Origin of the sequence: Bradyrhizobium genosp. SA-4 str. CB756 (assembly GCF_000473125.1) — a bacterium.
GTDB lineage: Bacteria > Pseudomonadota > Alphaproteobacteria > Rhizobiales > Xanthobacteraceae > Bradyrhizobium > Bradyrhizobium arachidis.
Map to the genome: position 1 here is coordinate 8161689 of NZ_KI421499.1, position 19792 is coordinate 8181480.

General features: G+C 64.8%; 18 protein-coding genes. 9 read left to right on the plus strand and 9 right to left on the minus strand.

Features of this window, described 5'->3' with window-relative positions:
- The first annotated feature begins 1 nt into the window (after nt 1).
- On the plus strand, nt 2–586 hold the full coding sequence (locus BRAGE_RS0139495; protein ID WP_027563895.1) for a GNAT family N-acetyltransferase: 585 nt from the start codon (nt 2–4) through the stop codon (nt 584–586).
- A gap of 230 nt (nt 587–816) precedes the next feature.
- Here the strand turns inward: BRAGE_RS0139495 and BRAGE_RS0139500 are convergent, their stop codons facing one another.
- The gene (locus BRAGE_RS0139500; RefSeq protein ID WP_027563896.1) at nt 817–1560 is read right to left on the minus strand and encodes a ParA family protein; all 744 of its coding nucleotides are present in this window, start codon (nt 1558–1560) and stop codon (nt 817–819) included.
- Nucleotides 1561–1805: 245 nt separating this feature from the next.
- On the opposite strand from BRAGE_RS0139500, the gene ggt reads away from it, so the two are divergent.
- Complete coding sequence (ggt, locus tag BRAGE_RS0139505) at nt 1806–3485, plus strand: gamma-glutamyltransferase (protein WP_027563897.1); 1680 nt, start codon at nt 1806–1808, stop codon at nt 3483–3485.
- Between the two features lie 67 nt (nt 3486–3552).
- Here the strand turns inward: ggt and BRAGE_RS0139510 are convergent, their stop codons facing one another.
- Both BRAGE_RS0139510 and BRAGE_RS0139515 read right to left on the minus strand, forming a co-directional pair.
- Nucleotides 3553–5034 carry an aldehyde dehydrogenase gene (locus BRAGE_RS0139510; RefSeq protein WP_027563898.1) on the minus strand — a complete coding sequence of 494 codons (1482 nt, stop codon included), beginning with the start codon at nt 5032–5034 and terminating at the stop codon, nt 3553–3555.
- 123 nt (nt 5035–5157) lie between these two features.
- Nucleotides 5158–6519, minus strand: a complete 1362-nt coding sequence (locus tag BRAGE_RS0139515) for a serine protease (RefSeq protein WP_027563899.1) — start codon at nt 6517–6519, stop codon at nt 5158–5160.
- 156 nt (nt 6520–6675) lie between these two features.
- Between BRAGE_RS0139515 and BRAGE_RS0139520 the strand changes: the two genes are divergently transcribed.
- Nucleotides 6676–7479, plus strand: a complete 804-nt coding sequence (locus BRAGE_RS0139520) for a HesA/MoeB/ThiF family protein (protein WP_027563900.1) — start codon at nt 6676–6678, stop codon at nt 7477–7479.
- A gap of 9 nt (nt 7480–7488) precedes the next feature.
- Here the strand turns inward: BRAGE_RS0139520 and BRAGE_RS0139525 are convergent, their stop codons facing one another.
- On the minus strand, nt 7489–8496 hold the full coding sequence (locus tag BRAGE_RS0139525) for an aldo/keto reductase (RefSeq protein WP_027563901.1): 1008 nt from the start codon (nt 8494–8496) through the stop codon (nt 7489–7491).
- 116 nt (nt 8497–8612) lie between these two features.
- Here BRAGE_RS0139525 and BRAGE_RS0139530 point away from each other — a divergent pair, with 116 nt between their 5' ends.
- Nucleotides 8613–9524: a LysR family transcriptional regulator gene (locus BRAGE_RS0139530; RefSeq protein ID WP_027563902.1), complete on the plus strand. Its 912-nt coding sequence runs from the start codon at nt 8613–8615 to the stop codon at nt 9522–9524.
- 142 nt (nt 9525–9666) lie between these two features.
- On the opposite strand, the gene BRAGE_RS0139535 is transcribed toward BRAGE_RS0139530, so the two are convergent.
- The gene (locus tag BRAGE_RS0139535; protein WP_027563903.1) at nt 9667–10668 is read right to left on the minus strand and encodes a 2-hydroxyacid dehydrogenase; all 1002 of its coding nucleotides are present in this window, start codon (nt 10666–10668) and stop codon (nt 9667–9669) included.
- 318 nt (nt 10669–10986) lie between these two features.
- Between BRAGE_RS0139535 and BRAGE_RS0139540 the strand changes: the two genes are divergently transcribed.
- Nucleotides 10987–11517 carry an SH3 domain-containing protein gene (locus BRAGE_RS0139540; RefSeq protein ID WP_027563904.1) on the plus strand — a complete coding sequence of 177 codons (531 nt, stop codon included), beginning with the start codon at nt 10987–10989 and terminating at the stop codon, nt 11515–11517.
- 175 nt (nt 11518–11692) lie between these two features.
- Here BRAGE_RS0139540 and irrA read toward each other — a convergent pair whose 3' ends face one another.
- Complete coding sequence (gene irrA / locus BRAGE_RS0139545) at nt 11693–12184, minus strand: iron response transcriptional regulator IrrA (RefSeq protein ID WP_027563905.1); 492 nt, start codon at nt 12182–12184, stop codon at nt 11693–11695.
- Between the two features lie 354 nt (nt 12185–12538).
- On the opposite strand from irrA, the gene fabA reads away from it, so the two are divergent.
- From fabA to fabI, 3 genes are all read left to right on the plus strand, one after another.
- The gene (gene fabA / locus BRAGE_RS0139550; protein WP_027563906.1) at nt 12539–13060 is read left to right on the plus strand and encodes a bifunctional 3-hydroxydecanoyl-ACP dehydratase/trans-2-decenoyl-ACP isomerase; all 522 of its coding nucleotides are present in this window, start codon (nt 12539–12541) and stop codon (nt 13058–13060) included.
- Nucleotides 13061–13099: 39 nt separating this feature from the next.
- The gene (gene fabB / locus BRAGE_RS0139555; RefSeq protein ID WP_027563907.1) at nt 13100–14323 is read left to right on the plus strand and encodes a beta-ketoacyl-ACP synthase I; all 1224 of its coding nucleotides are present in this window, start codon (nt 13100–13102) and stop codon (nt 14321–14323) included.
- 135 nt (nt 14324–14458) lie between these two features.
- Nucleotides 14459–15256: an enoyl-ACP reductase FabI gene (gene fabI, locus BRAGE_RS0139560; protein WP_027563908.1), complete on the plus strand. Its 798-nt coding sequence runs from the start codon at nt 14459–14461 to the stop codon at nt 15254–15256.
- Between the two features lie 111 nt (nt 15257–15367).
- Here the strand turns inward: fabI and BRAGE_RS0139565 are convergent, their stop codons facing one another.
- From BRAGE_RS0139565 to BRAGE_RS0139575, 3 genes are all read right to left on the minus strand, one after another.
- The gene (locus tag BRAGE_RS0139565; protein ID WP_027563909.1) at nt 15368–15964 is read right to left on the minus strand and encodes a glutathione S-transferase family protein; all 597 of its coding nucleotides are present in this window, start codon (nt 15962–15964) and stop codon (nt 15368–15370) included.
- Nucleotides 15961–16422, minus strand: a complete 462-nt coding sequence (locus BRAGE_RS0139570) for a GNAT family N-acetyltransferase (RefSeq protein WP_027563910.1) — start codon at nt 16420–16422, stop codon at nt 15961–15963. Before BRAGE_RS0139570 ends, BRAGE_RS0139565 begins: the two co-directional genes overlap by 4 nt.
- A 78-nt stretch (nt 16423–16500) precedes the next feature.
- The gene (locus tag BRAGE_RS0139575) at nt 16501–17427 is read right to left on the minus strand and encodes a hydrogen peroxide-inducible genes activator (protein WP_027563911.1); all 927 of its coding nucleotides are present in this window, start codon (nt 17425–17427) and stop codon (nt 16501–16503) included.
- A 114-nt stretch (nt 17428–17541) separates the two neighbouring features.
- Between BRAGE_RS0139575 and katG the strand changes: the two genes are divergently transcribed.
- Nucleotides 17542–19701: a catalase/peroxidase HPI gene (gene katG / locus BRAGE_RS0139580; protein WP_027563912.1), complete on the plus strand. Its 2160-nt coding sequence runs from the start codon at nt 17542–17544 to the stop codon at nt 19699–19701.
- Nucleotides 19702–19792 lie beyond the last annotated feature (91 nt).

Sequence of the window (19792 nt, forward strand, 5' to 3'; positions counted from 1 at the left end):
CATGCAGACGCCGCAGCTCGAGACCGAACGCTTGATCCTGCGTCCGCTGGCGCTATCCGACGCGCCTGCGATCCAGCGCCATTTCGACAATTGGAATATCATCCGGCATCTCGCTGCCGTCGTGCCCTGGCCGTATCCGGCTGATGGTGCGGAGACCTTCGTCAGGATGCAGCTCGACAAGATTTCAGCCGGCGAGGAGATCAATCATTGGGTGCTGGTGCTGAAGGGCCGCGATAGCGAGGCGATCGGCAACATTCATTTCCGTCCCCGTGCCGACGGCGCCAAAGGCAATCGAGGCTTCTGGCTGGCTGAACCCTACTGGGGCCGCGGCCTGATGACGGAGGCCATCACCGCGGTGAACGATTTTGCATTCCTCACGCTCGGCCTCGATCATTTCTACGTCTGCAACGCTGCCACCAACGAGGCCTCGCGCCGGGTCAAGCAGAAGACCGGCGCGGAGTTTGTCGGCTTCATCGAGCTCGCCCATCACGGCGGGCAGACGAAGTCGGAGAAATGGATCGTGCGGCGGGAGGCTTGGCTGAGTGGCAGGTCCGTGACGCCAGTGGCGAAGCCAGGCGAGATTTGACGCAGTCTAAGTCGTTGTTCGCCGAACGGCGGTTTTGCCCGAGCAGTCAAATATCTACGCCCCGTCACCGAGATGATTCGGTCGAATGCGGTTCTACTGTGCATGGGGTTGTTTTCGACAAAAACCGCGAAGCGAAGCAATCCGGCCGGGCTGGTGGCCGAATTGCTTCGTCGCTTGGGCCTTTCACCGGATAGCGAGGAGCCCGCCTGTCGCCCGAGCGATCGCCCCGCTCAGGACGCCAGTGTCGTGGTCTCGTCTGCCGCAAGCCCGGCGGCGACGTGCAACACGCCGTTCGCGGCCAAGATGACCTGGTCGATGAGGACGTTGGTCGTGGCCTCGAGCTCGAGCCGGTTCTCGATCCAGCGCCAGAGGCCGCGGATCTCGTCCGCCGACTTGCCGTTCGGCGCGAACTCGCTGACGGCGAGGCCCGAGGCGAGCGAATCCTGGTGGTCGTTGCGCATCACGATCAGGGGACGCGCGAGCACCTCAGCGAGATCGAGCGCGGCCTCCTCGGCGAGCGCGACCGCGGCATTGTCGATGCGCTGGCCGCGGATCGGGGTCTGGTTCAGCACGAAGCTGTAGGGCCGCTTCCAGGCGCGCGCGACGCTCAGCGTCGAGACGGTCGCCTCGATGTCGGCGACGGTCGGGCGGGACGGGATCAGGCAGAGGTCGGAATGGCGGATCGCGGCGGTGGTCACGGCGGACAGGCCGGCCGCGGTGTCGACGATCGCGACTTGGAGGCCGCTGTCGGCCAGCATCTTCAGGCGCGGCTCGTAATCGGCGGCGTGATAGATCGGCTCGACGACGACATCGTCGGTGTTGCGGCGACGCAGCCAGTTGGACAGCGTGCCCTGTGGGTCGGTCTCGATCAGGCGGACGGTGAAGCCGGCCTGCTTGGCTGCCAGCGCGAGGCCGATGGCGAGCGTGCTCTTGCCACTGCCGCCCTTTTGGGTGGCCAGTACGATCGTATGCATGGAAAGTTCAATCCTTTGGAATGCCTGGGTCTTTGGGGTAACGCCACACGCGAACGTGCATCGCTTCTCGATGCTGAGCTCTTCTCGCTCAGGACGTGCCCTGCCCGATCCAAAGGGGACCGCGGATGTCCGAATCAACGGGTACGATGATGGCAGAATCGGGAATGCCAGCCAATCCGTACCATCACTGGACCCGTCGTTGTGCGCGTGATGTGCTGGCCGCCGTGAACAAGAAGGCAGGCGGCATGGGCGGAAATTGGCGCGACCGGACGGCAACTACCTTTGAATGCCAGAAGATGCCGGCGGTTTCGAGCCGCGGCATGGTGGTGAGCAACCACCCGCTGGCCTCCAGTGCCGGCGCCGAGATGCTGGCGGCCGGCGGCAACGCTATCGATGCCGCGATCGCGACCCTGTTCACCCTGACCGTGGTCGAGCCGATGATGGTCGGCATCATCGGCGGCGGTATGGCGCATATCCGTCTCTCCGACGGCAGCCACCGCTTCATCGACGGCCAGAGCACCGTGCCGGCCGCGGTGCGCGACACCACCTACACCTCCAAACCGGGCTCGGCGCACGACGTTTTCGACACTGTCGGCAACGAGAACCTCAACGGCCCGAAGGCGGTCGCAGTGCCGGGCTCGCTGAAGGCCTGGTGCGAGACGCTGCAAAGGTTCGGCACCATGCCGCTCGCCGATGTCATGCAGCCGGCGATCAAGCATGCCGCGCGCGGCTATGCGGCGACGCCTTATCTGCACGAATGCATCAGCGAGAGCGCCGCCGAGATGCGCAAGGACAAGCCGATCGCGGCGATCTACCTGCCTGATGGCGAGCCGCTGAAGGTCGGCGAGCGGGTGGTGCAGGCCGAATATGCCGAGACCTTGCGATATATCGCCGATCACGGCGAGAAGGCGCTGTACGAAGGGCCGCTCGGCGACATTCTCGTCGACTACATGGAGACGACCGGCGGCTTCATCCGCCGCAACGACCTCAGCAATTACAAGACCGTCGAGCGGCAGCCGATCCGCGCCGACTATCGCGGCTGGGCCATCCTTGGCCCGCCGCCGCCAGCGGCCTCCGGCGTGCATATCACGCAGATGCTGAACATTTTGGAGGGTTACGACATAGGCGGTCTCGGCTTCGGCACGCCCGAGACCATCCACTATCTCGCCGAAGTGCTGAAGATCGCCTTCGCCGACCGCGCCGCGGCCAGCGGCGATCCTGACTATGTCGGCGTGCCCGTGGAGAAGCTGACCTCGAAGGCCTATGCCGAGGAGCGCCGTCGCGCCATCGATCCGGCACGGGCGCAGGCCTGGGGCGCCGGCGTGTCGCAGCTCGAAGGCGCGCATACCACGCATATGACGGCGGCGGATGCCTTCGGCAACGTGGTCGCGACCACGCAGACCATCAACAATCTGTTCGGTGCCAAGATCATGATCCCGGGCCTGGGCGCCATCGCCAACAACTACATGAACCTGTTTGATCCGCGTCCGGGCCATGCGCTGTCGGTCGCGCCAGGCAAGCGCGTGACCACCTCGATGTCACCGATGATGGCCTTGCGTGACGGCAAGCTGCGCTATGCGCTCGGCCTGCCCGGCGGGAAGCGCATCTTCCCGAGCGCGATGCAGGCGCTGGTCAACCTGATCGACCACGACATGAGCCTGCAGGAAGCCGTCGAGGCGCCGCGGGTCTGGACTGAGGGCAATGCGCTGGAGGTCGAGCAGACCGTGCCGGATAGCGTGCGTCTAGGGCTCGCCGCGCTCGGCCACGAGGTGCAACCCGTCGCAACCGTCGCCGGCGGCATGAACGGCATCGCCTTCCATGACGACGGCACCATGACGGGCGCCGCCTGCTGGCGCGCCGACGGCACGCCGATCGGGATTTCGGGTGGGCTCGCGAAGAGCGGGATCCGGTTCAGACTGGGCTAGCCAACACCCGGAAGGTCGGCTCCCTCTCCCGCAAGCGGGAGAGGTGAAGACGCGACATCGCGTTTCGCTACCGCATCACGAACGGATTGGCCGGCACGTCCGTCGCGGTCGAGATCCAGACGCTCTTGGTTTCCTGATACTCGCGCACTGCGTCGATGCCGCTTTCGCGGCCGACGCCGGAGTGCTTCATGCCGCCGAATGGCATCATGTAGCTGATGGCGCGATAGGTGTTCACCCACACTGTTCCGGCGCGCAGCTGCTTTGGCACGCGGATGGCGCGCGCGAGGTCGCGGGTCCAGATGCCTGCCGCAAGACCGTAGATCGTGTCATTGGCGATGCGGATGGCGTCTTCCTCGGTGTCGAAGGCGATGATCGAGAGCACCGGGCCGAACACCTCCTCGCGCGCGATCCGCATCGTATTGTCGACATCGGTAAAGATCGTCGGCTCGACGAACTGGCCGCCGATGATGCCTTCGCCCTTAGCCGGCTTGCCGCCGAGCAGGCAGCGCGCCCCTTCGGCCTTGGCGATATCGATATAGTCGAGGATCTTCTTGTACTGCGCGGGCGTCGTGACGGGGCCGATGTTGGTGTCAGCCTGCATTGGATTGCCGATCTTGGCCGAGCGCGCGAGCTCCAGCAGGCGGTCCACGAACTTGTCCTTGATCGAGCGTTGCACGAGCAGGCGCGATCCGGCGATGCAGGTCTGGCCAGTCGCGGCAAAAATGCCGGAGACGGCACCGGCGGCTGCCGCGGCGAGATCGGCATCCTCGAACACGATGTTGGGCGACTTGCCGCCGAGCTCGAGCGACACGCGCTTTAGGCTGCGTGCGGCGGTCTCGTAAACCCGCGCGCCTGTCGTGTCCGAGCCGGTAAAGGTGATCTTGGCGACGCCGGGATGCGAGATCAGCTCGCTGCCGATCTCGGGGCCGAAACCCGTGACGACGTTGAAGATGCCGTCGGGAATACCGGCTTCCTTCGTCAGCGCCGCAAATTCCAGCGTGCTGGCCGAGGTGAATTCCGACGGCTTGACGACGACGGCGCAGCCGGCGGCGAGTGCTGCGGCGCATTTCCACGCGACAAAGAGCAGCGGTGAGTTCCAGGCGGTCAGCGCCGCGACGACGCCGACAGGCTCATGCGTCGTGTAGGCGAAGGTGTCGGCCTTGTCGATCGGCACGAGGCCGCCTTCCAGCTTGTCGACCAGTCCGCCAAAGTACCACCACCATTCCGGATGGTAGCGAAGCTGGCCCAGCATCTCCGCCATCAGCTTGCCGTTGTCACGCACCTCGATCTCGGCAAGACGTTCCGCGTTTGCAGCAACGAGGTCGCCAAGCTTGCGCATGACCTTGCCACGCGCGGAGGCCGTCATTTTCGCCCATGGGCCGCGCCACATCGCCTCATTGGCCGCCTTCACGGCCTTGTCGGCGTCGGCAGCCGATCCGCGGGGAATTTTTGCCCAGGGCTTGCCCTGATAAGGATCAACCGTGTCGAACCACTCGCCATTGGCTGGGTCGACATATTGGCCGTTGATGTAGAGCTGATAGGTCTTCATGAAATCCTCCCGACCGGGCGCATTATGATTGCGGCTGAAGGGGAGGCTATCACGGCTACCATGACTTCGTTGCGGCGGAGCCACTCACAAAAGTTGCGGCTGGTCTGCGCTTGTCGCGCCAGCCTACTTCCGTACGCAGATCACGCGCACGACGGCGGCTTTTGCGTCGGTCGACGTGCCGTTCGCGGTGACGGCGTTCGCTTTCAGGAAATCGCGCACCGTCTCTGCGGAGACCATCACCGCCTGCGACGCCGGCACCGCCGTCGCGGGTCCCGCGACCATTGCCGGCTTCAACAGCGCAATGCCGGCGAATTTGCCGTCGCCGTCGACGGCCGGGCCACCCGAAAACCCGACCGCAGGCGGCGGTGACAATGCGGAATCGCTCGATGTGACCGGCGCCAGCGCGCCCTTGACGGTCGATATGTTGGCCGCGCCGCCCTGGCTTTGGGGATCGGCGATGCCAATGATATCGACACTCGTCTTCATCCCGCCTCCGGCGAGGCTGAGCGGCTTCAGGCCGCGCGCGCCGTAGATGTGCAGCAGCGCGAGATCGTGCTCCTTGTCCTCGGCGAGGCGGTCGGCGCTGCCATAGCCGCCGATCGTGATCGCGAGGCAGCTATCGGTGACGAGGCGATCCGCGATAATCGCGCCGTCGTCGCTGACGACGATGCCAGTGCCGTATTCGACGGTCTTGCGCGGCGGCGGACCGGCCTGCGGTCCTGACGGGAATGCATTGAACGCACTCGACATCGCGATCACGACGGGCTCGACAGTGTTCTCGGTGGCCTGGTCGTAGAGGATCGTCATGATGCGGACCTCGTCACCCTTGAAGGTGCCGCGGACGTAAAACTTCTTCAGGCCCTGGAGCCCCGACAGCACGAAGAAGTCGGGCTTCACCACGGTGTAGTCGACCTTGCGGCCGGCCGGCTCCTTCTTCTCGGCGTCCGCGAGCTTCGCGGTCGTCGGGTTTGCCTCCTTGCGGCGGCTCAGCAGCACCTGCACGGTTCCGGTCGGCGAGGTCCATTTCGAGCCGTTGGCGTCGGTCACCTGCTGCGGCACCAGCTTTGCGGGAATGCCGAGCCGCGCGCCGCTGGTCATCTCCGTCACGATCTTCCAGCCGACGCTCTCCTGCTTCCGCCGCGCGGTGTCGGCGAGCGCGGCGCGCTCCTGCGGGTTGAGCACGCCGGTCAGCTTGCCGCCCTTGAGCTTCTGGTATTCCTTGATGGCCTCGACCATCCGCGTGCTGACATCGCCAGTGATGGCGCCGTTATACTGGCCGACCCAGGCAAGATCAGACTGGAGCGACAGCCGCTCGCCCTGCGTCATGCCGTCCGCCGTTTCCGACGGCGTCTGGAGGGCGGGCGGCTTGATCGGAACGGTCTGGACGACCTTCGGCTTGGTGCCGGGGACCTGTGGCGTCGTCATCTGGGCGTTCGCAGCCGCGGCAGACGCCAACATCAGTGTTGCCGCAAGCATCGATCTCATGACAAATCCAGCCAGCCCATTGAACGCCATGCCATTGAAGCACATCTCGTTGGTCGCGAACAATGTTGGGGTGGTTCGGGCCTGCAATAAGGGCCAAACCCTCATCCTGTGGAGCCGTTGGCGCCTCCGCACCATGAGGGTTGAGAGGAACGAAGGATGCTGAGCCCGGACGAACTCGAACGCTATGCCCGCCACATCGTGCTGCGCGATGTCGGCGGTCCCGGCCAGGCTGCGCTGAAAAAGGCTTCCGTGCTGGTGATCGGCGCCGGCGGGCTCGGCGCGCCCGCTTTGATGTATCTGGCCGCAGCCGGCGTCGGCACGCTCGGCGTGGTCGACGACGACGTGGTCTCGCTGTCCAATCTCCAGCGTCAGGTGATCCACACCACGCCCGATATCGGCCGCCACAAGGTCGAGAGTGCGGCGGAGCGGATCGCCGCGCTCAATCCGCATGTGCGCTTCGTCGGACACGCCACCTGGCTCAACGCGGATAACGCACTCAGCCTGATCGGCGACTACGATCTCGTGCTCGACGGCTCCGACAATTTCTCGACGCGCTATCTGGTCTCCGACGCCTGCTTCTTCGCGAAGCGGCCGCTGATCACGGCGGCGCTCGGCACTTTCGACGGCTCGCTCACCACCATCCGCGCGCATGAGAGGAACGAGCAGGGCGAATTCAACCCAACCTATCGCTGCCTGTTTCCGGAAGCGCCGCCGCCCGGCACGGTGCCGGCCTGTGCGGAAGCCGGCGTCATGGGCGCGCTTGCAGGCGTGCTGGGCTCGATGATGGCGCTGGAGGCGATCCGCGAGATTGTCGGCTTCGGCGACGGCCTCATCGGCCGCCTCCTGATGATCGATGCGCGCGCGATGCGCTTTGAGACGCTGCGGTACGGACGTGATCCCGCCAATCCGCTCAATGGCGACGGGCCTGTGATCACCGATCTCAGCGCCCATCGCACCTGAGTGCTGGCGCTACCTCGTCGCCGGCTTCTCGCTGTCGAGATGCGCCATCTGCTCGGCCGCGTAACGTGTGCCGGCGGCAACGTTCGGCGGAAATGCCTTGGCCAGCGCCGCGAGATGAGCCGGCGTCAGCGTCACCTTCGTCGCGCCGAGCGCTTCGCTGAGGCGATTGCGGGTGCGGGCGCCGATCAGCGGCACGATCTCCTTGCCTTGCGCCGCCACCCAGGCGATCGCGATCTGCGCCGGCGTGGCGCCGATCTCGGTCGCGATGGCGCGCAACTGCTCCACCAGCGCGAGATTGGCGTCGAGGTTGGATCCCTGGAAGCGCGGCGTCATCAGCCGGTAGTCGCGGCCGGCTTTCCCGGAATCCTTCGTCCAATGGCCGCTGATCAGGCCGCGCGCGAGCACGCCGTAGGCGGTGACGGCGATGCCGAGCTCGCGGCAGGTTTTCAAAATATCGCGTTCGATCCCGCGCTCGATCAGCGAATATTCGATCTGGAGATCGGCGATCGGATGCACGGCATGCGCGCGGCGGATCGTGTCGGAGCCGACCTCGGACAGGCCGATATGCCTGACATAGCCGGCCCTCACGAGGTCGGCGATGCCGCCGATGGTCTCCTCGATCGGCACGTTGGGATCGAGCCGGGCCGGGCGATAGACGTCGACGTAGTCGGTGCCGAGGCGCTGCAGCGAGTAAGCGAGAAAGTTCCTGGTCGCGGCCGGCCTCGTATCCATTCCGGCGAATTCGCCGGCGGGTCCGCGCAGCGCGCCGTACTTCACGCTGATCTGCACCTTTTCGCGCGACACTTCCTCGAGTGCGTCCCGCATCAGCATCTCGTTGTGACCCATGGCGTAGAAGTCGCCGGTATCCAGCAGCGTGATGCCGGCATCGAGCGCCGCATGCACCGTGGCGATGGCCTCGCCGCGGTCGGCGGGGCCGTAGACTTCCGACATGCCCATGCAGCCGAGCCCGAGGGCAGAAACAATGGGGCCGGTTGAACCGAGTTTGCGCTGTTCCATGATGGCTCTCCTCGAAAGGGCGGCTGATCGCGCCGCGTGACGAGGCGAGATATGCGCCGGCGCGATTGCGCCGATAAGCTGGACAATACGGAACGACTTGTTCACATTGGCGAACAATGGCCGATCTCGACCTTCGCGATCTCGATGTCTTCCTGGCGGTTGCCCGCACCCGCAATTTCCGGCGTGCGGCGGTCGAAATGCGCGCGTCGGTATCGAGCCTTAGCCAGCGGCTGCGGGACCTCGAGGAGCGCCTCGGCGTCCGCCTGATGAACCGGACCACCCGCAGCGTCGCGCTAACCGAAGCCGGCGAGCTGCTGCTGTCGCGCGTCGCCCCGGCGCTGCGCGATGTCGGCGACGCCCTGGATCAAGTGCGGGGCCTGCGCGAGGTCGCCTCGGGCCGGCTGCGCATCAACGCACCGCCGCCGGCGGTCGACCTCGTGCTGGCGCCGATGGTCGGCCCATTCCTCGCCGCGCATCCGCAGGTCGACCTCGACATCGTCTCGGAAAGCGGCTTCGTCGACATCGTGAGCGGGGGCTATGACGCCGGCGTGCGCTACGGCGAGCATCTTGCGCAGGACATGGTCGCGATTCCGCTGAGCGGTCCGCAGAGTTACGTCGTCGTGGCGTCACCCGATTACATCGCGCGTCGCGGTAGGCCGCTTCATCCGAAGGACCTGCTCGATCACGATTGCATCCGCGCCCGCTACTCGAGCGGGGTCATGCATGATCTGGAGTTCGAGAAGGCGGGCCAGATCGTGAAGGTCGATCCGCCGGCAAAACTGATCTCGACGAATATGAATCTTGCGATGCGCGCTGCGCTTGATGGTGCCGGTATCTGGGCGACGCTCGATGGCTATGTCGGCGACGCCGTGAAGTCCGGCGCGCTGGTCAGCCTGATGGAAGATTGGTGCGAGCCGTTTCCGGGCCCGTTCCTGTATTATCCGAGCCGACGACAGACGCCACCTGCGCTGCGCGCTTTCATCGATTTCGTCGCGGATTGGCGCAAGCGCGAAGGGCGCAGACAGTAGACCCTCATGATGAGGAGACGCGAAACGCCGTCTCGAACCATGCAGGCCCGCGCTGATGCAGCTCGGCCTTTCATCCTTCGAGACGCCGCTTCGCTGGCTCCTCAGGATGAGGGCATACAGCTTGGCACGCAGTAAAGTTGACTCAGAGCATGCTCGGCAGCACGCGATCCGGCGGCTTGTGGGCGTCGAGGAAGGTGCGGATGTTGATGATCACCTTCTCGCCCATCTCGACGCGGCCCTCGATCGTGGCCGAGCCCATATGCGGCAGCAGCGTCACCTTGCCGGCCTTGGCGAGCCGCACCAGCTTGGGATTCACCGCGGGCTCGTGCTCGTAGACGTCGAGGCCGGCGCCGCCGATCTCGCCGCCTTCGATCAGCTTGATCAGCGTGTCCTCGTCGGTGACCTCGCCGCGCGCGGTGTTGACGATGTAGGCGTCCTTGCGGATCAGCTTCAGCCGCCGCGCCGAGAGCAAATGATAGGTCGCCGGCGTGTGCGGACAATTCACCGAGATGATGTCCATCCGCGCCAGCATCTGGTCGAGGCTTTCCCAATAGGTCGCGCCAAGCTCCTCGGCGATCTTCGGCGCGACGGGACGGCGGTTGTGATAGTGGATCTGAAGGCCGAAGGCGCGGGCGCGGCGCGCCACCGCCTGGCCAATGCGGCCCATGCCGATGATGCCGAGACGCTTGCCGCCGATGCGGTGGCCGAGCATCCAGGTCGGCGACCAGCCCGGCCACGGCTTTCCTTCGGTCAGGATCGAGGCGCCTTCGATCATCCGGCGCGGCACCGCCAGGATCAGCGCCATGGTCATGTCGGCGGTGTCCTCGGTCAAAACCTTCGGCGTGTTGGTGACGGTGATGCCGCGGGCATGCGCGGCCTCGACGTCGATATTGTCGACGCCGTTGCCGAAATTGGCGATCAGGCGGAGCTTGCAGTCCGGCTGGTTGACGATGTCGGCGGTGATGTGGTCGGTGACGGTCGGAACCAGCACGTCGGCGGTGCGCGCGGCTTCCGCGAGCTGCTCGGCCGACATCGGCGTGTCCTCGAGATTGATCCGCGCGTCGAACAGCTCGCGCATCCGCGTCTCGATCGAGTCCGGCAGCTTGCGCGTCACCACGACGAGGGGCTTTTTCTTCACCGACATATCCTGCCCTCATGAGGCGCTGGGGGCCGCCTCTGTCACCAAAGGCCGGCCGTTCAGGCCTCATTAACCCGGTTGTTCGACACTGCCCTTGCCGTGTCGTCCCCGGCGTTTCCTTCAAGCTCTCCCGACATTTCCGGCCGGAAAATCGGGGCAAACTGGTTGTTCAAGTGCCCGTCCTCTCTAGCAGAAGGCCGGGCCAAGACAAGAACCACGGGTCAGCTTCGGGAACACCCGCGTGGGGCGGGCGGGGTGCACGGCAGAGTTTGGAATTTGGGTGAGGACCTGGCCTGGCCGGGTCTTCGACAGGAGACGGGTTTGATGGCGTTGGGGCGTTTTTGTTCGGTGATGGCGCTCGTTTGCACCTGGTTGGGCGCCTCGGTCGGTCCCTCGCATTCGGCCAAGGACAGTACGCCGCAGACCGCCAGCGGGCTGCCCGTGCCGCGCTATGTCAGCCTCAAGTCCGACCACGTCAATGTCCGCGCCGGTCCGACCAAGGACAACGACGTCGCCTGGGTCTATACCCGCGCCGGCCTGCCGGTCGAAATCACCGCCGAGTTCGAAAACTGGCGCCGGGTGCGCGATTCCGAGGGCGCCGAGGGCTGGGTCTATCACTCACTGCTGTCGGGCCGCCGCACTGCGGTCGTCACCATGAAGCACAAGGACGATTTGGCGCCGATCTATGACCGCGCCGATCCCGACAGCGCGGTTGCAGCAAAGCTCCAGGCCGGCGTCGTCACGCAGGTGAAAAAGTGCGTCGCAAGCTGGTGCCGCGTCACCGGCAACGGTTTTGACGGCTGGATCCAGCAGGAACGCCTCTGGGGCGTCTATTCGGACGAGCAGGTGAATTGACGCAAAGGGTCATCCCGGGATGGCGCAAGGCGCCAGACCCGGGATCTCGGGATCCTCAGGTGCGCAAGCGCGCACCGTAGTTCGGTGCTTCGCACCGCCCCGGAATGACGGCGTGAAACGACAATGGCCGGGACAAGCCAGGCCATGACGATCTCAATCCGATCTTGGGACGATCTCAGCGCTTCTTGCGCAGCCGCACGACCATGTCGATGCGGGAGATCTCGTAACCCTCCGGCACCTCCGGCATCTTGGACAGCGCCAGATGCGGATCCTCGATGTCGACCAGCTCATGGCTGTTCTCGAGGTAATAATGGTGGTGGGTGGTGACGTTGGTGTCGAAATAGGTCTTGGTGCCGTCGACGCTGACCTGGCGGAGCAGGCCGGCATCGGTGAGCTGGTTCAGCGTGTTGTAGACGGTCGCCAGCGACACCGGAACCTTCGCGAGGGTTGCTTCCTCGTAGAGCATTTCAGCCGTAAGGTGGCGCGCGCCCTTGCCGAACAGCAGCCAGCCGAGCGCCATGCGCTGGCGCGTCGGGCGAAGGCCGGCCGACTGAAGCATTTCGTTGACGTCATGCCACGGGCAGCCGGTCAGCGCAGGCTGGCGGCCGGACAGAAGGGCCGCCGTGTGGGCATCGTCGTCGTGATGATGCGGTGTATTCTCGCTCATTTCCAGATTTCGGCACGCATTGACACTATCTATCTGCAATATATGGACAGATAGATGCAGATGCAAGTTTCTCGCAACTAGAGAGGTTCTAATTAACCTTGGAACTGGGCGAGGACCCCCGTCATTTTACCTTCATGACAGCGCTTTGCCACCGAAAAGGCCTGTGTTAGAGAGCGCGCGGTTCCGCTGGCCGATTTTGGCGCGGCCAGGCAGGCAAGCCCGGCCAGCAGCCCATCCGGGCGGCCTTGCGGGAACGGCGCCCGACGGTGGCAGTTGGCGTTGCTCTCCGATCGCGACGGGGCCCATTTTCGCCAAAAAACGCCGCTCAATCGGGATTAGAACAGAGGCTCGTGCATGCTGAACAAGCGCAACGGTTACGAATACGAAGATCTGCTGGCATGTGCCCGTGGCGAGATGTTCGGTCCGGGCAATGCCCAGCTGCCGCTGCCGCCGATGCTGATGTTCGACCGCATCACGGAAATTACCGAGACTGGCGGAGAGTTCGGCAAGGGCCTGGTCCGCGCCGAGCTCGATGTGAAGCCGGATCTCTGGTTCTTCGGCTGCCACTTCAAGAACGATCCGGTGATGCCGGGTTGCCTCGGCCTCGATGCGCTGTGGCAAATGGTCGGCTTCTATCTGGGCTGGGTCGGCGGCGAAGGTCGTGGCCGTGCTCTTGGCCTCAGCGAATTGAAGTTCGGCGGCCAGGTGCTGCCCGAGGCCCGCAAGGTTGTGTACAACGTCGACATGAAGCGCGTGATGCGTTCAAAGCTGGTGCTCGGTATCGCCGACGGGTGGCTTTCGGTCGATGACCAGATTATTTATCGCGCCAAGGATCTGAAGGTTGGCCTGTTCAAGCAGGGCACGAGCCTGGGCTGAGCGCATTAGCAAGAAGACAACGATTAAGGCGAGGCTGTCATGAGGCGGGTTGTGGTCACCGGGATGGGCATCGTCTCGTCCATCGGAAACAACACCCAGGAAGTGCTTGCGAGCCTTCACGAGGCGAAGTCGGGCATTTCGCGGGCTGAAAAATATGCCGAGCTCGGCTTCCGGTCGCAGGTCGCGGGTGCGCCGACGCTCGATCCTTCGACGGTGGTCGACCGGCGTGCAATGCGTTTCCTCGGCCAGGGCGCGGCGTGGAATCACGTCGCGATGGAGCAGGCGATCCAGGACTCCGGCCTGTCGCTTGAGGAAGTCTCCAACATCCGCACCGGCATCATCATGGGCTCCGGCGGCCCGTCGGCGCGCACCATCGTCGAATCCGCCGACATCACCCGCACCAAGGGCCCGAAGCGCGTCGGTCCGTTTGCAGTGCCGAAGGCGATGTCGTCCACGGCCTCCGCGACGCTTGCGACCTGGTTCAAGATCAAGGGCGTGAACTACTCGATCTCCTCGGCCTGCGCGACCTCGAACCATTGCGTCGGCAACGCCTATGAGACGATCCAGATCGGCAAGCAGGACGTCATCTTCGCCGGCGGCTGCGAGGAGCTCGACTGGTCGCTCTCGGTGCTGTTCGACGCCATGGGCGCGATGTCCTCGAAGTACAACGACACGCCCGCCACCGCCTCGCGGCCCTACGACCTCAACCGCGACGGTTTTGTCATTGCCGGCGGCGCGGGAGTCCTCGTCCTGGAAGAGCTCGAGCATGCCAAGGCGCGCGGCGCGCGCATTTATGGCGAGGTCGTCGGCTATGGCGCGACCTCTGACGGTTACGACATGGTCGCGCCGTCGGGTGAAGGCGCCGAGCGCTGCATGCGCATGGCGATGTCGACGGTGAAGACCAAGGTCGACTATATCAACCCGCACGCGACCTCGACCCCGGCCGGCGATCCGCCGGAGATCGACGCGCTCCGTCGCGTGTTCGGCGCCGGCGAGAAATGCCCACCGATCTCGGCGACCAAGGCGCTGACCGGCCACTCGCTCGGTGCGACCGGCGTGCAGGAAGCGATCTACTCGCTGCTGATGATGAACAACGGCTTCATCTGCGAGAGCGCGCACATCCAGGAGCTCGATCCGGTGTTCGCTGACATGCCGATCGTGCGCAAGCGCATCGACAATGCCAAGATCGGCACCGTACTGTCGAACTCCTTCGGCTTCGGCGGCACCAACGCCACGCTGGTGTTCAGCCGGCTGGATGTGTGAGGCCTTGCGTACGCACTGGTAGTTTTTCGTCATGGCCGGGCTCGTCCCGGCCATCCACGTCTTTGTTACCGGTTGGAAGAACGTGGATGCCCGGGACAAGCCCGGGCATGACGGACAGCGGAGAGTAATTGCGAAATGGAAGGACTGATGAAAGGCAAGCGCGGTCTGATCATGGGCATCGCCAATGATCATTCGATCGCCTGGGGCATGGCGAAGACGCTGCATGCCCACGGTGCCGAGCTTGCCTTCACCTTCCAGGGCGAAGCCCTCGGCAAGCGCGTCAAGCCGCTGGCGGAACAGCTCGGCGTCGATCTGGTGCTGCCCTGCGACGTCGAGGACATCGCCAGCGTCGATGCGACCTTCGCTGCGCTCCGTGAAAAGTGGGGCAAGCTCGATTTCGTCATTCACGCGATCGGCTTTGCCGACAAGAACGAGCTGAAGGGTCGCTACGCCGACACCAGCCGCGAGAATTTTTCGCGCACCATGGTGATCTCCTGCTTCTCCTTCACGGAGGTGGCAAAACGCGCGGCCGAGCTCATGACCGACGGCGGCAGCATGATCACGCTGACCTTCGGCGCCTCCGAGCGTGCGATGCCGAATTACAACGTGATGGGCGTGGCCAAGGCGGCGCTGGAAGCCTCGGTGCGCTATCTTGCCTCCGATTTCGGACCGCGCGGCATCCGCGTCAACGCGATCTCCGCGGGGCCCATCCGCACGCTCGCCGGCTCCGGCATCGGCGAGGCGCGCGCGATGTTCGCCTTCATGCAAAAGCATTCGCCGCTCCGCCGCGGCGTCACGCTCGACGAGCTCGGCGGTTCGGCGCTGTATCTGCTGTCGGATCTGTCAGGCGGTGTGACCGGCGAGATCCACTATGTCGATTCCGGCTACAACATCGTCCTGATGCCGCGCCCGGACGATTTGAAGCCGGAATAGACGATGCCGTAGGGTGGGCAAAGGAGCGCAAGCGACGTGCCCACCATCTCTCAATAATTGCAGATGGTGGGCACGGCGCGCTGCGCCTTTGCCCACCCTACGAGAGTCACTTCAGCCCGCCGCGATCTTCTCCGCGCGCTGGAACGCCGGCCGCGCCATGCAGCGCGCGATATAGGCGTCGAAGGCCGGGCGCGACGGCACCATCTTGAACAGGCGCACCGCAAAGTTCAGGCCCGAGCCGACCGTGATGTCGGCGGCGGAAAATTTTTCGCCCAGAATCCACGGTCCCTCGGCAAGCGCGGCCTCCAGCACGTCGAACACCTGCGTCGCGCTGCCCCAGGCTGCGGTCGAGGCCGGGATCTCAATCTTGGTGAAGATCTGGATGATGGCGGGCTCAATGCAGCCGGGCGAGAAGAACAGCCATTGCAGATAGCGCGCGCGGCGCGAATCGGTCGCGGTGGGCGCCAGCTTCGTTTCGGGATAGCGATCGGCGATGTAGGCGCAGATCGCCGCGGCTTCGCCGAGCGCGGCGTCGCCGTCGCTGAGTGCGGGCACCTTGCCCATCGGGTTGACCTTGAGGAACTCCGGCGCCTTCTGTGCACCGGTCGAGATGTCGGTCAGCACGCGCTCATAGGGAAGGCCACTTTCTTCCATCAGCCAGAGCGTCGTGAACGAGCGCGAGCGGGGCGACCAATAGAGCTTGATCATGGCGGGATTCCCTTCTTCCACCGGTAATACTTCATCATGAACCCGTTCGACGGTTCGATCTCTTCCTTCTCGAACACAAAACCTTCGCGCTCGTACCAGCGCCAGGCCTTCTCGTTCTCGCGGACACAGCGCAGGTATATCTCGTCGGGCATTTGCGTGCGCGAGAAGGCGAGCAGTTTCCGCCCGAGCGATTGGCCCTGGTAGGCGGGCCCGACAAACAACATGTCGAGATAAAGCTTCGGCAGATGCAGCGCCAGCATCGCGGCGATGGTGCCTTCGTCGTCGGCGACGAACAGCCTCCAGCCGTTGTCGATCTCGCGCCGAATCCGCGCACGCAGGTTCGCCAGCAGGAATTCGCTGGCTTCGGCCAGACCCGTCGAGACCCAGCTCTCCATCCAGACGCGGCCGATCTCGTCATATTCGTCGGTGCGGGCGGGGCGGATGATCGGATCAGGCATCGGTGTTCTCGGCTCGATCTGCCCGCCATGCGCGGGAGGTCACTTGAATGATCCCGACTGTCTCGAGAAATTCCCGCTTCAGGCCCGTTGGCTGCGCACGACTTGCTTCGGTCGTGCCTTGCCGGCCGACAGGCATACTACCTCGGAGATTTGCAGGAGCTGGCGCGCGAGCGGACTGGTCTTGCGCCAGACCATGCCGATGGTGCGCGAGGGCTGCGGGTCGCGGAAGCGCGACAGCGAGACCGAGGCGGAGCGTGTCTCCACCGGCACGGCCATCTCCGGAATCAAGGTAACGCCGATGCCGGCGCTGACCATCTGAACCAGCGTCGACAGCGAGTTCGCATCCAGCATCTCGCGCGGCGGCGCCGATTGCATGTTGCAGAACGACAGCGCCTGGTCGCGGAAGCAGTGTCCCTCCTCGAGCAGCAGCAGCCGCATCTCGCGCATCATCTCGCGTGACGGCACCGGGGTGCCTTCGTCGGAGCCGGGGCGCACCAGCAAGAATTTCTCGTCGAACAAGGCGACCTCGGTGAGCGAGGGCTCCGACACCGGCAGCGCCACGATGGCGGTGTCGAGCCGGCCCTCCACCAGCTCCTGGATCAGCCGCGGCGTCATCGTCTCGCGCACGCGGATGTCGAGCTCCGGATGCAGGCGCGTGAGATTTTTCGTGATCTTGGGCAGCAGATAGGGCGCGATGGTCGGGATCATGCCGATGCGCAGGCGGCCGGCAAAGCGGTCCCGCGACGCCCGGGCGAAATCGCCGAGCTCATCGACCGAGCGCAAAATGTCGCGGACGCGCTGGGCGAGTTCCTCGCCGAACCGGGTCAGCGCCACTTGCCGGGCGCTGCGTTCCAGCAGCAGGCCGCCGAGCGCTTCCTCCAACTCCTTGATCTGCATCGACAAGGCCGGCTGTGAGATCGAGCAGGCCTCCGCCGCGCGGCCGAAATGACCGTGCCGCGCCAGCGCGTCGAAATACCGGAGCTGGCGCAGCGTCAGATTGATCATCAGAAAATCCTATCGCAGCGATCACTAAAGTCAACTTCACCTGATAGGAGGCGGCGCTTAGAGTGGTTCTACCTGGTCAAAGGCGCGAGTTCGACGCCACCAGAGGAGGTAATCATGGATGACACTTCGAAGTGCCCGTTTTCGGGCGGAAAACCCACGCGCGTGAACCGCGACTGGTGGCCGACCCAGCTCAGCATCGAGATGCTGCACAAGAATTCCGACTTGTCCGATCCGATGGGCAAGGACTTCGACTATGCCAAGGAATTCAAGACGCTCGACCTGAACGCGGTCATCAAGGACCTGACCGCCTTGATGACGGATTCGCAGGAGTGGTGGCCCGCAGACTTCGGTCACTATGGTGGCCTCATGATCCGCATGGCCTGGCACAGCGCGGGCACCTATCGCACCACCGACGGCCGCGGCGGCGCCGGCGCCGGTCAGCAGCGTTTCGCGCCGCTGAACAGCTGGCCTGACAACGCCAACCTCGACAAGGCGCGCCGTCTGCTCTGGCCGATCAAGCAGAAATACGGCCGCAAGATCTCCTGGGCCGATCTGATGGTGCTCGCCGGCAACGTCGCGCTGGAGTCGATGGGCTTCAAGACGTTTGGCTTTGCCGGTGGCCGCGCCGACGTGTGGGAGCCGGAAGAGCTGTATTGGGGTCCGGAAGGCACCTGGCTCGGCGATGAGCGCTACAGCGGCGAACGCCAGCTCGCCGAGCCGCTCGGCGCCGTGCAGATGGGCCTCATCTACGTCAACCCGGAGGGTCCGAACGGCAAGCCGGATCCGGTCGCCGCGGCCAAGGACATCCGCGAGACCTTCTTCCGCATGGCCATGAACGACGAGGAAACCGTCGCGCTGATCGCCGGCGGCCACTCCTTCGGCAAGACCCACGGCGCCGGCGATCCGTCGCTGGTCGGACCGGAGCCGGAAGCGGGCGCGCTGGAAGACCAGGGCCTCGGCTGGAAGAGCAAGCATGCGTCGGGCCTCGCCGGTGATTCCATCACCAGCGGTCTCGAAGTGACCTGGACCGCGACGCCGACCAAGTGGAGCAACAACTTCTTCGAGAACCTGTTCAAGTACGAATGGGAGCTGACGAAGAGCCCGGGCGGTGCGAACCAGTGGACGGCCAAGGGCGCCGACGCCATCATTCCGGATGCCTTCGACAAGTCGAAGAAGCATCGGCCGACCATGCTGACCACCGACCTCTCGCTGCGCATGGATCCGGCCTACGAGAAGATCTCGCGTCGCTTCCTGGAGAACCCGGATCAGTTCGCGGACGCCTTCGCCCGCGCCTGGTTCAAGCTCACCCATCGCGACATGGGCCCGATCCAGCGCTATCTCGGCCCGCTGGTGCCGAAGGAGACGCTGATCTGGCAGGATCCGATTCCGAAGGTCGACCACGAGCTGGTCAGCGACCAGGACATCGCGGCGCTGAAGAGCAAGATCCTGGCTTCGGGCCTCTCGGTCTCCGAGCTGGTCTCGACCGCCTGGGCGTCGGCCTCGACGTTCCGCGGCTCGGACAAGCGCGGCGGCGCCAATGGTGCGCGCATCCGTCTTGCCCCGCAGAAGGATTGGGAGGTCAACCAGCCGGCCCAGCTCTCCAAGGTGCTCGGCAAGCTCGAAGCGATCCAGAAGGAGTTCAGCACCGGTGCGAAGAAGGTCTCGCTCGCAGACCTGATCGTCCTCGGCGGCACCGCCGCGGTCGAGAAGGCCGCGAAGGATGCCGGCGTCGACGTCAAGGTCGGCTTCACGCCGGGCCGCATGGATGCTTCGCAGGAGCAGACCGATACGGAGTCTTTCGCTCCGCTCGAGCCGCGGGCCGATGGCTTCCGCAACTATATCGGCAAGAAGCAGCAGTTCCTGCAGCAGGAAGAGGCGCTCATTGATCGCGCGCAGCTTCTGAAGCTGACCGGACCCGAGCTGACCGTGCTGGTCGGCGGCCTGCGCGTGCTCGGCGCCAACGCGAACGGGTCGAAGCACGGTGTCCTCACCTCGAAGGTGGGCACGCTGAGCAACGACTTCTTCGTCAACCTGCTCGACATGAGCGCGCAGTGGACCCCGGCGGCCGACGGCAGCTACGAGGCCCGCGATCGCAAGACCAACGCGGTGAACTGGACCGGCACCCGTGCCGATCTCATCTTCGGCGCGCACTCGCAGCTCCGCGCCTTCGCCGAGGTCTATGCGACCTCGGATTCGAAAGAGAAGTTCGTCAAGGACTTCGCCAAGGCCTGGACCAAGGTGATGAACCTCGACCGCTTCGACATCGCGGCGTGAGTTACTGCACCTCTCCCGCTTGCGGGAGAGGTGCACAGCGCTTCCGACACAAACAAAAAGGGCGGCCTCTCGGCCGCCCTTCGTGTTTCTG